At 45.7% G+C, this 14,129-nt stretch carries 11 protein-coding genes and 1 pseudogene; 3 read left to right on the forward strand and 9 right to left on the reverse strand.

The features are described from left to right. Positions 1-163 precede the first annotated feature (163 nt). Positions 164-526, reverse strand: coding sequence for an Hpt domain-containing protein (locus tag MHM99_RS13670; RefSeq protein WP_239219777.1), 363 nt, complete (start codon positions 524-526; stop codon positions 164-166). 170 nt (positions 527-696) lie between these two features. Here MHM99_RS13670 and MHM99_RS13675 point away from each other — a divergent pair, with 170 nt between their 5' ends. The 3 genes from MHM99_RS13675 to MHM99_RS13685 all read left to right on the forward strand — a co-directional run bounded on the left by MHM99_RS13675 (position 697) and on the right by MHM99_RS13685 (position 4,272). Further along, positions 697-948, forward strand: a complete 252-nt coding sequence (locus MHM99_RS13675) for a hypothetical protein (RefSeq protein ID WP_239219779.1) — start codon at positions 697-699, stop codon at positions 946-948. 238 nt (positions 949-1,186) lie between these two features. Then, the gene (locus MHM99_RS13680) at positions 1,187-2,107 is read left to right on the forward strand and encodes a diguanylate cyclase (RefSeq protein WP_239219781.1); all 921 of its coding nucleotides are present in this window, start codon (positions 1,187-1,189) and stop codon (positions 2,105-2,107) included. Between the two features lie 161 nt (positions 2,108-2,268). After that, complete coding sequence (locus MHM99_RS13685; RefSeq protein ID WP_239219783.1) at positions 2,269-4,272, forward strand: ATP-binding protein; 2,004 nt, start codon at positions 2,269-2,271, stop codon at positions 4,270-4,272. Positions 4,273-4,286: 14 nt separating this feature from the next. On the opposite strand, the pseudogene MHM99_RS13690 reads toward MHM99_RS13685, so the two are convergent. The 8 genes and pseudogenes from MHM99_RS13690 to MHM99_RS13725 all read right to left on the reverse strand — a co-directional run bounded on the left by MHM99_RS13690 (position 4,287) and on the right by MHM99_RS13725 (position 14,105). Next, positions 4,287-5,423: pseudogene (locus MHM99_RS13690) on the reverse strand (purine nucleoside permease). A 131-nt stretch (positions 5,424-5,554) separates the two neighbouring features. Next, positions 5,555-7,990, reverse strand: a complete 2,436-nt coding sequence (locus MHM99_RS13695) for a TonB-dependent receptor (protein WP_239219785.1) — start codon at positions 7,988-7,990, stop codon at positions 5,555-5,557. Positions 7,991-8,231: 241 nt separating this feature from the next. Beyond that, positions 8,232-9,809, reverse strand: coding sequence for a nucleobase:cation symporter-2 family protein (locus MHM99_RS13700; protein WP_239219787.1), 1,578 nt, complete (start codon positions 9,807-9,809; stop codon positions 8,232-8,234). After that, positions 9,769-10,152 carry a hypothetical protein gene (locus MHM99_RS13705; RefSeq protein ID WP_239219789.1) on the reverse strand — a complete coding sequence of 128 codons (384 nt, stop codon included), beginning with the start codon at positions 10,150-10,152 and terminating at the stop codon, positions 9,769-9,771. The genes MHM99_RS13700 and MHM99_RS13705 overlap by 41 nt, the downstream gene beginning before the upstream one ends. A gap of 216 nt (positions 10,153-10,368) precedes the next feature. After that, entirely contained in the window at positions 10,369-10,734 is a 366-nt protein-coding gene (locus MHM99_RS13710; protein WP_014976207.1) for an AraC family ligand binding domain-containing protein, read from the reverse strand. Between the two features lie 36 nt (positions 10,735-10,770). Further along, positions 10,771-12,015: an allantoate amidohydrolase gene (locus MHM99_RS13715; protein ID WP_239219791.1), complete on the reverse strand. Its 1,245-nt coding sequence runs from the start codon at positions 12,013-12,015 to the stop codon at positions 10,771-10,773. After that, positions 12,008-13,276: an alanine--glyoxylate aminotransferase family protein gene (locus tag MHM99_RS13720; RefSeq protein ID WP_239219792.1), complete on the reverse strand. Its 1,269-nt coding sequence runs from the start codon at positions 13,274-13,276 to the stop codon at positions 12,008-12,010. The genes MHM99_RS13715 and MHM99_RS13720 overlap by 8 nt, the downstream gene beginning before the upstream one ends. Before the next feature lie 10 nt (positions 13,277-13,286). Then, positions 13,287-14,105 carry a sulfite exporter TauE/SafE family protein gene (locus tag MHM99_RS13725; RefSeq protein ID WP_014949089.1) on the reverse strand — a complete coding sequence of 273 codons (819 nt, stop codon included), beginning with the start codon at positions 14,103-14,105 and terminating at the stop codon, positions 13,287-13,289. Positions 14,106-14,129: the final 24 nt, after the last annotated feature.

The raw sequence follows: 14,129 nt of genomic DNA on the forward strand, positions 1-14,129 counted from the left end.
TACTTCAACGAGAAGCCGGATATACGGACGCAAACCATTTTAGTCAAAACAGCATGTTTACTCTTGCAATAATGGGGGAGACCATATACAGGCCCTAGCAAGGCGAGGAGTGGAAGATAGTCGCGTTAGCTTCTGGCGATTAATGCGAGGAGCTAATGTGATTTTACGATTTCATGACTGCAATAGTTTGCTTAATCAAATTGTCTAATTCCGTGATGTCTTGAACGATTTCGCTTAAATCGTCTTGCTTGGCTTTGTTTTCAATAGACGATGCCTTTTCCCGAATGGCATCGGCACCTACATCGCCCGACACACCTTTCATAGCATGACTGTTGAATCTAACGGCTTCAACATCTAATGCGGTCGCAGCACTTTGAAGTGCTTGTTGTTTTTGTTCTATTTGCGCGAGGAACATTTCAACAATACGGTTCAATAACCCCTCATTTCCACCCAGCCTGCTTATTGCGGCATCGCGGTTCCATAATTGTTCTCGAGTGGGCGTATCGTTTGAGTTAGATGTGTCCATATGTGCCACCGTAATTGAAGCGTTATACCAGTGTACAATAAATGTTCTAAACAAAAAACAGCAAGTTCAGCCGCTTAGCAAACAACGGTTCATAAACCGGCAAAACCTAGACGAAAGACTAATATTTCTTTACGTATCTCAGGCGATGAAACTTTTGTTAACCCGGTGCTATGTCTTATAGCGCTACGCTGGCCCGCGTGGGTGGCGATGAGTTTGCCTGCTTACTTACTGAAATTGGTTCGGGTTACAGTGCAGACAGTATTGCTATGGCGTTTTTAAAGGCGGATAGAGAGCCCATTAATATAGTCTATAAGGCCCATCAACTTAGCTGCGCTCAAAGCTCTTGGGTGTCACTTAGGGCAGGGTTATTTTATGTGTCGTCCCATGGCGATGGCGGATTTTTTCACAAAGTTCATCGATGATTGCCAAGTTGCGTAAGGTTCACTGGACGCTGAGTAGAGTGCTAATCGATAGTCTCTTCTTTATAACCTTGTCGTTCAAACCATACTTACTTAGAAGCAAACTAGCTGACTTTTCGATACAAATTTGGATGTAAGGTGTTAGACTTGCGTAAAACGTTGTTATTACTTTGATATTGTAAAAGCAGAAACAACGCAAGCGAGAATGGTCACCTTGATGTAGTAACAATAAATGTACCCGATGAATCAAAAAGAAATAAAACCCTACGCAGAGTGTAACGTACTTATTGTGGACGATGAGCCGATGAGTCGTATGCTGCTTGAATCCATTCTAGAGTCGGTGTTTACCTGTGCTACAGTCGAGTCGGGAGAAGAAGCCATATCTTACTGCGAGGCAAACCTTCCTGACTTAGTCCTGCTTGACATGAACATGCCAGATATTGATGGTTTAGATGTTTGCACAGCCTTGAAGGCCTCGCCTGAAACGAATCATATCCCTGTGATTTTCGTTACATCTACAATGGATATTGAGAGTGAAAATGCGTGCTGGGAAGTAGGGGCGTCAGACTTTGTCATGAAACCGGTTAACGCTTCCACGTTAACGCATCGCATCAAAACACATCTGCAAAATAAGCTTCGCACCGAATTCCTTGAAATGATGACATTTCACGATCAGCTAACGGGCTTGTACAATCGAATGTATTTAACCAAGGAAATTCCGTTACTCATTAAGCAAGTTGCGAGAGACAAAGGTACAGTTGGAGCAATAATGATCGATATCGATTACTTTAAGCTTTTCAACGATACGTACGGGCATCTTGAAGGCGATATTTGCCTTCAAAAAGTGGCACAAATCATATCGGATACGGTAAAACGGCCGAAAGATGCCGTTATTCGCTTTGGCGGCGAAGAGTTTTTAGTCGTTCTCCCCTATATCGACCATCAGGGCACAAAGTTAGTTGCACATCAGCTTGTTGAGGCTGTTGCCGATGCAAGAATTCCACATGGTAAAGGGATAGAAAACCGCGTATCAATAAGTGCAGGCTTTGCAGTTTGGAAAGCTACGGATGTGGTTGAAGACGATGTAGCGGCGCTTATAGAAGACGCTGACGTTTCACTGTTTGAAGCAAAAGAACTAGGGCGAAACCAAGCCAAAGGCTGAGGCCACCGTCCAATATCCCGTCATAAAAATAGAATTTCTAGCCTATTGTTTAATATCTCGTATTCAAATTCCAAGCTATCATTATAAATGCGGGGGGCCGCTGTGCATGAATTGAGCAAGGCGGCAAGAATTTTGTGGTCTTTACGCCTGGGTAGCGAACCATGGTTTATTTTGACGAACAATCGAGTTTGAATGTTAAACTGGAACACCAGTTAAAGGCATCGCTAACCAGTTTGGTACAGCGAGGCTGCGATTCGTTTGGCGTGTTTCAAGGTTTACTTTTACAGCTGGACGAAGAGACAGTTAATATATTGGTTAAAGCTTCGTCGGCGTATGCACCCAACTTTAAGTCGGTCCCTTCTTTCTCTACCTGTGTGCCTGTAGACAACTGTTTCCCGGTAAACAGCGCTAAGTGTTCTACTGCATTTAAACAATGGTTTTCTACTTATTTTAATGCCGAAAAATACATCCGAGGCCGTGTTCATACCCTAGATGGAAGCCAAGTCTGCTTAGTCTTTATTAATGCGTGCCCGGAACAGTCGGTAAACCTCGACAAGCTGTCGCTGTTAGACGATTGCCTGAGCGTGATGTTGGATAAGTTTCATCTCGAAAAAGCAGAGACCAATCAAAACACGTTGTACGAAAAGTTACAAAGTGTAGCGAACATAGGCACATGGGAAGTTGATTTGACCACTAATGCACTTAGCTGGTCTTCACAAACTCGGCGTATTCACGAAGTCTCAGAGGACTTTGAACCCACATTAGAAACAGCTATCAACTTCTATAAAGAGGGGTTTGATAGGGATGAGATTAACCGCATTGTCTCCCACGCGGTGGCTACGGGTGAACCGTGGAGTGCAACGCTTGAACTTGTCTCCGCCAAAGGTAATTCGGTTTGGATAGAAACCCACGGCATGGCTGAGATGAAGCACGGAAAGTGTGTTCGTTTGTTTGGAACTTGCCAAAACGTTAACAAGTCGGTGCAACTTAGACTCGAATTGGAAGAGAGAAGAAGAGAAGCCGAAGCTGCGTCTAAAGAACGTGGCATATTGTTATCTCGTATAAGCCACGAGTTAAAGACGCCGCTCAATGGCATAACCGGCATGTTGCAGGCGATTAAGTTCGAAAATAAAGAAAATGTACGAATGCGCAAAGCGGATGTGGCGCTTCATAGCGCAGACCGTTTATTGTCTCTTATAAACGATGTTTTGGATTACACCTCCATCATTAACGGCGAATTCTCACTAAAATATAGCGACTTTTGTGCACGTTCGTTAATTGAAGATATCCTGGATGTATTTAAAACAAAATGCGTAGAGAAAGGCGTAAGGCTTTACGCAGTGCTGTCTTTTGACGAAAACACTTATGTTCACGGAGATGCCGCCCGAATCAGTCAAGTCATTACAAATTTACTATCGAACGCGGTTAAATTTACGCCGAAAGGGTATATTTCGGTGCAAGTTACGTTAAAGCATCAAGGCGATGTGCCTATCTTACTTGCGTCAATTGAAGACACTGGGGTGGGCATGAGTGATGAAATATTGTCACGTATTTTTAGACCATTTCAAAACGATACCGCCAGTGCCTCTGAAGAGTTAAATGGAAACGGTTTAGGGTTGTCTATCGTCAATCAACTTGTTGGCAAAATGGATGGCGAGCTTGAAGTGCGGTCAAGCGCAGGGAAAGGCTCCTGTTTCGATATTGCTATACCTGTAGAAATGGCAGTTTTAAATAAAGAAAAGCAGAGTGACGTTGTCCTCTCTTCAGACCTGCTTAGCATTCCTCTTAACGTTTTGGTTGTTGATGACAACGATATAAACCGTTTCGTGCTCGCATCCATGCTAGAGAAGTTTAATTATCTTCCAGATGAAGCCGAAAATGGCGAAGTGGCCGTTCAAATGGCCCGAGCTAAAAAATACGACATTATATTTATGGATTGCGCTATGCCAGTGCTCGATGGCGTAAGTGCGACTAAGATTATTGTTCAAGAAAACTTATTGCCCAAGTACGGCCGCATTGTGGCTGTAACGGCAAATACTACACCTGAAGATAAAACTGATTGTAGCAATGCGGGCATGGCCGATTTTCTTGCCAAGCCCGTGGTACAAAATGACGTTACCCTTCAGGTGCGCCATGCACTAAAGGCTAAATCAGTGACAGCGTAGAGGTTAATGTGTGTTTATTCCGCTGAAGGGGGCGTATCTTTTACGGTTTCCCAATGCGTTACAATATAGTCTGTAACCTGCGAGCCGACATTATAGGCGGCTTCTATAGCGGCTCCCATTGCTGCATATCCATCGCCAGAACTCTCTAACTTTAAGTTCTCCGCAGCGCTCAACGATGGTGGCTGCATGGTAAAATTGCTCGCTGTTCTAAGAATAAGTAAGCGGTCTTTGTTGACTACCCCTGCATTGTCCAAGTAGCTCAAGCTTTGAAGTGTTGCTGAGTCTTCCATGCCCGAGGTAACAAAATTTCCTTTGCCCTGCGTCCAGTATGCTACTCAATCGTTTGCCCACGCATTTAGTTTTTCGCCATGCCAAAAGGTAGAAGCAGATAAATGCGCACCCATCGACACATTTGGAAGTGCTTTAGCACTAGCTGAGTTGGTGTACTTTGCTCTCAGTGCATCCATCGCTTCGTTGTTTAAAAGCTTGGTGTCTTTTGTCAACGAATAGGCCCACTTTGCTAACGGTAAGTTCAGCGCGTACACCTCGCCATTTGGGCTGTTGTTTACGTCTACAGCGTCAGCGTTTTCAAAGGGCGCATGAGTGAAGAGGGGGAAATAACCCGTACTCCACTGAGACGGAATTTCTCTAGCGTCAATTTGATGTGCTAGGTCGCCATCGACTACATAATCGGTCCAAATTGCACTTCCAATGGTGTTATCCGCTGGGTCGACTCCCGCGATCCCAGCGACCAACCAATAGGCTTGGGATAAATCAAAGCGAGGATCAAGACCTAGTGCCATTATTGCTGCTGAAGCGCGCGCAATGCCCATTCCCGTAACCATACCGATTACACCTGTATCAGGATTGGCGTAAATATCGTGAAAGCCATGAGGCAAAGGGTATTGGGTTGTGAGTTTCTGGCGAGCCTTCCACAATTGAAATTCACCAGGCGCGTCGCCTTCGTCGTTGCCAATTTCGAACATACTCACTACAACAACCTTCACTTTCATTGGCGGCTTAGCGTCATTGGCTTTAACATTGGCAGAATAACTACTGCTACAGAAACCCAAAAACATAGCCAAAATAAGCAAAGCGTTGAAAAAGGCAGACCGTTTTTGTTTAAGCAGTGGATAAAAAGAAAGATGCATTTAGTACTCCTAAAAAAGAGCCCAGCATTATCAAACTGGGCTTCTTATCGAAAAAACTTACAGGCCTGAGAGCGTGTGTCGAACGTTCAATCTACACATGAGGCACGACCACGCTCAAAGAGTATGCGAACTTAGAATGAGTAAGTAAATTTAGCATTCCAGTGACGCGGTAGTTCAGGTAGTACAATTTGACTACCAAATAGATCAGGGAAGTTAGAGCGGAAATAACGCTCGTCAGTTAAGTTTTTAACGGTTAAGTTCAACGACCAATCTTCTGCCTGATATGACAAGCCAGCATTGACTAACGTGTAGGCTGGAAGTGTCACTGCAGCTGAGTAGCCAGACGCGACCTCATCCACATCCACAATACTCACGTTGGCAGCATAACCATTTTGGAAGTCATAGGTTGCTGTCAGCGTGTAAATATTTTCAGGAATACCGGCCTTTCGACCGTCAGAGTTTGTTTCTCCTTCACCAACAAGGTTAAGACCTACTACGTTCCCGCCAAAAATTAACGAAGGATCATCAAGAGCAACTAAATCGTCAGCACCTAAGAATCCAAATTGGTTTCCATTGGCAAGTGCAGTTAAGTTAATAACTTCTATATTTGTATAGCCAGCAGAAACAACAAGGTTCTCATTGACTACCCAACGAAGTTCAAATTCGGTGCCTTCGTTATTGGTTGTGTTGTTGGTAACCGTATTCTGAGTATTGAAGTCGGTACGCTCTTGCTCAAAGAATGAAAGGGCAAAATAGAGTGTATCGTCAACGAGAGAACCTTTAATACCGTATTCCATCAGCTCAGACGTGTCGAATGCACCACCACCACTAGGTTGATTGAGTTGGCCAACACCAATCTCGGCGCCCTGGCCTGCAACAAGGGTAGCTTGCTCTGCTGCAGTGATATAAGGAATAAGGCCAAATTCAAATTCATATGAAATACTAGCGTTCCAAGACCATCCATCTACGGTTTCTTCAGCATAAACTGGTGTTTCATCTCCAGTAGCACCCAGAAGTAAATCCGTGCGCGATGTGCTTTCAATATCAATAGTGTCGTATCGTAAACCTAGTACTAAGTTTAAACCCCAGTCCCAAGTTAAATCGGTCATTGCAGCAATGCCTAAGTCTAAGTAATTACCTACGTCATAGTTGTCGTAGTTTTTACCCGAGCGGGTAGACAAAAGGCGGCGATCGAGCGCTGAAGACGGCATGGTTAGGTCGCGACGATTAAAGAACTCGTAAGTGAAGTCATCGCCGTGCTCAAAGTCGGTATAGCGCACAGATGGAGAAAATTGAAATTGCGCTAATAGTCCGTCGTTCTCATATTCTGTCGCAAAAATTAGTTTGTCTTCTATAACCCAGCTGTCATGGAATTGTGAGAAGCCATAAGCATTTTCGTTTATGTTGTCGTATGCATCATAGAAAAGCTGGTTGCGAATTTCCCAATTATCCGTGAAGTAAATGGTGTCGAAGTAGAGCGTTATGGCTTCGTTACCAAGTTGGTCATCAGGTGCTACCAAAGTTTGGCTACCACTTAAGGTCGTAGTACCTGGGTTTTGTAATGCCATTAGAGGATCGAAAAAGTCGCCTGTAACCGAATCTAATGGGACAGCTGGCGTGAAAATAAACGGTGAAATCAAGTCGGCGACTTCAGCATATTCTTCGTGACTGATTTGACCGTCGCCGTCCGTATCTAATGGTTGAGCCGTACCTGTAATATAGGTTCCGTCGTCAACTAACTCCTGAGTTAATCGGTTCCAGCCGGCCACTTGGTTACCATCGTAGTCGTGGTACATACCACCAAATTCGAAACGAAGGTTATCGGTAATATCGATATTAAATGATGCTTGAAGTACGGTTTGATCAGTCTGGGTATTGTCGTAGTAACTGTCAGAGTTTTCTAGCTCACCGTATATGTAATAGCCCATTTCTTTACCGGCAACACTAGTCGGTCCGCCAACTTCTGCGGTTAAAATGCTCTTGTTCCACGACCCCGTTGTGTAAGACAACGCGCCTGTTGGTGCATCTAAATACTGCCCCGATGACGCACGGGCAGACTTGGGATTAAAGTTCAGATAACCACCAATTTTTGATGGGCCGTAAATAGGTGATGCCGGACCACGAACGATGTCGATTCGGCTGGACGCGCCAATAGGCGTAGGATAGTTACCTGGGTTGTCTAAGCGCTTAACACCGCGGAAGTAAGTTTCCCCGGGCGTGCCCCGCACATCCAGAGAGCCTGCAACACCGAAGAACGACTGTGTGAATGTACCTGGTGCGAACGCGACGAGTTCATCAATGTCTGAAACGTTGAAGCGCTCCATTTGCTCTTGAGAAATCGTGGACGCTGAGCGAGGCGTTTCGAGAATAGATTTGCCAAAGCCAAAAACTGACTCAACGTCTTGGCCAGGAAGGCTCCCAAGGGATCCTGTTACCTGAATTTTTTCAACATCTTTTTCTTTAACCTCTGTTTCTTCTTGAGCAAAAGCTTGCGACGATAGCGCGACCGCGGTAGTCATTGCAAAAGCTTTTGCTAGAGGAGATAAATTGAATGTAGTGTTTTTCATGGTTTCCTCGTTATTTTTAGTTGCCCCTTTTTAGGGCTCTTTTCACGCATTTTTATATGCGTTTTGTTATTGGCAAGAGAGTTAGCAGGATGAGTGCCAACTACTTGTCCAGTTGGTCAACTTTTAACCTTCTTTTAAGTTGCTGAATTATAAGGATAAAAATATATAATGTTGTTCTTATATTGTTATTTTTATGTAAATAAACTCAATCGCATAAATGCATGCACTTATAAGGTGATTTTTAGCGAGCTTTTGCACTAAAAAGAGCAGAGGTTACGCCCGGTTGTCCGTCTATACTTAAAATGTGTGTCGAGTGAGCTGAGTGCTTAACAACCTCATGGTTTACAACGGCTTTTTCATTGAGTGCTTTCGGCGCCCTACGGTTACCTTCTGGCTTTGGGTTGTGAATAAGCTCGTAAGCAGGGGTGTCCTGAGCAACGCCAGTGCTGCTTTCAATTTTTTGTGCACTAGCGTGTGGGGAAGCAAGGGGCTTTTTTCCAGGTAAGGTTAAATCAAGGATGACGGCGGTAAGGCCGGCCGAGGTTACTGGGGAAAGTAAGATATTTTCAAGCCATGAAGGCAATTCAGAAAGGGCTTCTGGTACCATCATTACACCAATCGCCATACCTAGCGCACACGCTGTCACCAAACTACTGCGCCTATCAAGTGCGTAGCTGGCTAATAGCTTTAAGCCACCCACGGCCACCATGGCAAACATAACCAGAGTAGCACCGCCAAGAACTGGCTTGGGAATAGCCTGCAGCACAACACCTACAATGGGGAAGAATCCAATAACAACGAATAGCGCTGCAACAAAAAAGCCGACCTTACGGCTGGCGATGCCGGTTAATTGGATAACCCCGTTATTCTGGCCAAATGTAGTATTTGGAAAGGTGTTGAACATGCCAGCAAGTAACGAATTAACGCCGTCGCCCAAAATCCCGCCTTTCACTCTTGCAAGATAAATAGGACCGCTCACAGGCTGCTTACAGAAAAGGCTATTTGCGGTTAAGTCGCCGGCCGTTTCTATTGCACTAAACAAATAGATGAGCGCGATAGGTAAAAAGAGAGTGATATCAAATGCAATGCCAAAGGCAAAAGGGGTGGGGATCGCTACGACAGAAAGCGAAGCAAGGCCGCTGAAATCTAATCCTTTTGTAATGCCGACATAGGTTGCGCCAATCGCCATACCAATAAAGATGGCGCTTAAACGCAGCCAATGATTTGTTGAGGCGTTCAAGAAAACAATGATGAGCAACACGCCTAGGCCGACGGCTAAGTTTTCTGTGCTGGCGAAGTCAGCGGCGTGAAAGCCTCCCGCAAGATCAGTCATGCCTACGTTTATCAAGCTTAGCCCAATAGCAGTTATTACAATTCCTGTAGTTAATGGTGTAATGATACGTTTGAGCTTATGTACAAATAGACTAAACACCACTTCGACCATGGCACCCGCCATAGTTAATCCAAACAACAAAGACAAGACATCTTCGGATGTTCCTCCATCCGCCTTGACCTGATTTCCTGCCAGTATCAATGCGCTAATAAACGCAAAACTGGTACCTTGGATGGCTACCAATCCACTGCCTACTGGGCCTATACGCTTTGTTTGAATTGCCGTGCCTAAGCCGCTTACAAACAAGGCCATACTGATAAGATAAGGCGTGTATTCAGTAAGGCCCAGTGTTGATGTAACAATAAGAGTCGGGGTAATGACACCGACAAAGCTTGCAAGTAAATGCTGAAATGCCGCGGTAAGTGAAGGAAGAAATGCCGGACTATCATGTAAATCGTAAAGTAGTTCGCTGTGATTTGAAGACATGGTTATTCCTTGTTATTTCCTTAATTGGCGAAGACGGAGACGGCGCCGAGTCCCACTCGCTATGATTTATCTTAGTGAAGTACTGATAGCCGCCGTTTAGCGCTTGATTAGTTGCTAGCTCATACCACCATTTGCCGTACGCCGAACCTGATAAGTGATGGTGCAAGTCACCGCCTTTTGGAAACTGTTTAAGTAGTTGATAGGTCTGTGAGTCGGTCAATGACTGTGTATATTGCTTAAACCAACTGTTTGCGTCTTCTTCAGTAGGAAAGGGGCTTGCGGCGGAATAAAGACCAACAAAGGATAAAGACAGAATGAACAGGGTTCGTACAACAAATGACATGAGCAATTTTTCTTAGCAATAGTTGCTCTGTAGTTGCAAGATATTGACCAGTTGGTCTGCTTAGTAATGTGTTTTTAAGTTGTTGTTTTAAAGTGTTTTTTATGTGGGTTTGGGGTAGGAGCAAATAATTAGGCAATTCGTAAGCCCCATTTTGGTGCCTAAACAAAAAAATGCGCTAAATTAGCGCATTTTTTCAGAGCAGTGCGAACGGTCGTTTTATAGGACTACGCCTTCATCTAACGTCACAAAAATTGAGTGGCGCACTTCATTGTACATTGCGCGGGAACAATGGCCTTCGCCTTCCGTGTCTTCTAGCAATAGTACGTCACCTGCTCCAAACACGTGGCGTTCACCGTTAGACACCGTAAATTCAGCACGCCCTTTAATAATGAAAAGGAGTTGTCGCGCCGGCGCTGGATGCCACTTAAAATCATAATCTGCAGGCGTTTCGCGAAAAATGATCTTATCGGCTCCAAATTTTTCTGAAAGCATGCCGATAGGACCGCCGTCTTTTAGCGCAATCTCCACTTCGCCAAAGTGACTTTTGCCTGCTTCATCGTTATAAATCCTTGTTATTTTCATTATTAACCCTTCATTGAAACTTTACTGATTTGACCACTACGTATGCTTGAGCTTGCTAATGGTTTTATAAAGTACTGACAAACTTGCGGCCACGTCATCAATGGTAATAGATTCTGCAGGGTGGTGACTTATTCCGCCCTTACAACGTGTGAACAACATGGCCACAGGGCAAATATCAGCAATAGCCATAGCGTCATGACCTGCTCCCGAGGCAAGGACTCTTGGCTTAATTCCGCTTTCTTCTACGCCTCGAACTAGCGCTTCTTTTAGCTGGCTATCGCAATGCACCGCAGGTGCGCTGTGGGTTTGCTCCCGTGTTAGCGTTATTTGTCTTGCATGCGCAATGGCATCAAACTTTTGCAATATTTCTGCCAATACAGAATCTCGCAATTCATCATCTTCGCTTCTGATATCGAGAGAAAAACGTGTGCGACCAGAAATGACGTTAACGCCGTTTGGCGCATTTTCAATTTTACCTACCGTGGCTACAACGCCCGGACGCTGCAAGCTTATGCTCTCTACAGCCAATAGCATCTCTGCACTTGCGCACAGCGCATCTCGTCGCATAGACATCGGCACAGTGCCAGCGTGACCCGCCATGCCTTCTACTGAAAAAATAAAACGTTTTGCACCTGCAATAGCACTGACAACGCCAACTGGCAGATTTTCTTGCTCTAAAACAGGGCCTTGTTCAATGTGAAGCTCTATGTAGCCCAAAATGTCGGTACGGGAAATAGCGGCACTGTTTACTGCGTCGAAATTAAGGCCGAAGTTCGCCATGGCTTGCTCTAAGTTCACGCCATTTTCATCTTTTAAATGACGCCATTGCTCTTGCCATTTACCGGTGAGCGCGCGGCTTCCTAAAAGGGTGGTGCCAAATCGCGTGCCTTCTTCATCACAAAAACCCACAATATCTATATGAAAAGGGAACTTGGTTTGCGTGCCATCAAACATAGCGACCAGCGAAATAGCGGCGACCACGCCTAGCATTCCGTCGTACTTTCCGCCGTTGGGCACAGTGTCGAGGTGGCTACCTAGAATTAATCGCGGTGCGTTGGGCACGCTTGATGTATAGCGCCCCCATATATTGCCAACAGCGTCTTGCCAGGTGGTCATTCCGGCTTCAATCATCCACCCTGAGGTGAGTTGATTTGCAAGCTTGTGTTGTTCGGTCAAATAGCGCCTGTCTAAACAGGCTGGATCCTGGCTTAAGGTGCCTAATGTTTCGCACCTTGCCATGACTTGCGTAGCCAATTCAGCAAATTCTGCGAATTCACCCATTGGTGACTCCCGCCGCTTTAGCCTTAGCATAAACGCTAAGCGCAGCATCTACACCTTTACCAGCAGGTAGCGCAAACCCTTGCATACGAAGAACAGTTTCAAGGGACTGGAGGGTATGTAACACGGCATCTTCTCTGGCGTTATAGCCCATAGTGCCAATGCGCCAAATTTTTCCTTTTAGCGGACCAAAACTAGTGCCTATTTCAATGTTAAAACGCAGAAGTAAGGTTTCGCGTACCTCTTCGCCATGAACACCCTCGGGAATATGAACACCTACAACGTTGTACATTTTGTGTTTCAGGTCGCCGAAGGGCTCAAGTCCCATGGCCTGAATACCGGCTAGCATCGCGTCGCCCGCTACTTTGTGACGAGCAATCACGCTCTCCTGGCCTTCTTCTAAATGCAGGCGCGCGCATTCACGGGCGCAATAGAGCATACTGGCCGCTTCGGTGTGGTGATTTAGTCGCTCCTCGCCCCAATAATCCATGATCATGGGCAAGTCGAAGTAGTTAGAACGAATTTTAGGGCCACGCGCAGCTTCATGGTGAGCATCGCGAATGCCGGCTTCAACGTGGTGACGGGTACGCACGGTTTTAACAAACTTGTCGCTTAGTGTAATAGGAGCACTGCCTGATGGGCCTCCTAAGCACTTTTGCAGGCCAACTGACACCGCATCTAATTTCCAAGCATCAACGTCTAGCGGGTTCCCACCTATTGACGCTGTTGCATCGCAGTAAAACAACACATCGTTTGCTTCACAAATCGCGCCAATTTCTGCAAGCGGTTGCAGCATGGTGGTGGACGTATCCCCTTGAACAATGGCAAGCAGTTTTGGTTTTACGTCTTTTATCGCCTTTTCAATTTGTTCAGGTGAAAACACTTCGCCCCACGGCACTTCAATGGTGTGAACTTCAGCGTCGGCGCGCTCTGCAATTTCAGCAAGCAAATGCCCAAAACGCCCGAAGATAGGCACGAGGACTTTATCGCCTGGCTCTATTGCCGAAACCAATACAGCTTCAATTCCAGCGCGCGACGTACCGTCAACCAAAAAAGTTTGCTGGTTTTTCGTATTGAAAACATCGCGGTAAAGTTGCATCACCTCGTTCATGTAGCCAGTCATTACAGGGTCATATTGACCTACTAACTGGGTAGACATGGCGCTTAACACACGGGGGTAGCAGTTAATTGGGCCCGGGCCCATTAGCAAGCGAGGCGGCGGGGATAGTGGAGCAAACGTTCTGTTAGAAGCTTCTTTAGACATGTGGGCACTCCTAGATAAGCACTTGCGCTAGCATGCGCAAGCCAGTGATGATGAGAACAACGGCGAAGATTTTCTTAAGTAAGCCAGCGTCTAGCTTGTTGGCTATGCTTGCTCCGACAGGCGCAAATAACACGGTGAGCGGAACAATGCAGACAAACCCCAGCAAGTTTACATAGCCGTACGTAGCGAAGGGCGCATCAACAGGAGTGGTACCAACAAATAGCAGCGTGAGTGCCGCTGGAAGCGAAATAATTAAACCGACTGCAGCAGCGGTACCCACCGCTTTGTGTGCTGGGTAGTTACAAAATGTGAGAGTCGGCACGGTTAACGTACCGCCACCAATGCCTACCATAGAACTAAATAGGCCAATGCAGGTTGCCATAATCGACTGACCCGCGCGGCCCGGTAGCCCTTTAAATAGCGCGTCTTTCTTGCCAATAAGCATATTAATGGCAGACAAGGTTGCAATAATGCCAAACAGTAAGGTAAGGAACGTCGGGTTAACCGCCGTCACCGCATAGCTTCCGGCAAGCACGCCAATTAAAATGAACACTGCCCACGCTTTTAGCAGCGCAAAGTCTACATTGCCCTTACTGTGATGAGCACGAATAGAGCTTACTGAAGTAGGGACGATGGTTGCCAGAGACGTTGCCGTGGCTATTACCATTGCGCTCTCAGGGGACACACCAAGGGCTTGGAACAAGAAAAACAGTACCGGCACGATGACAATACCGCCACCTACGCCAAGCATACCTGCTAATATGCCTGCGAAAACGCCTGTTCCCGCAAGCGATAATATAACCGTTAGGTTATCCATTAAAAACTGCATGTGATTTCTTTCTCTTTAACGTTT

It is taken from the genome of Alteromonas sp. MmMcT2-2, assembly GCF_022348305.1.
Taxonomy (GTDB): Bacteria; Pseudomonadota; Gammaproteobacteria; order Enterobacterales; family Alteromonadaceae; genus Alteromonas; species Alteromonas macleodii.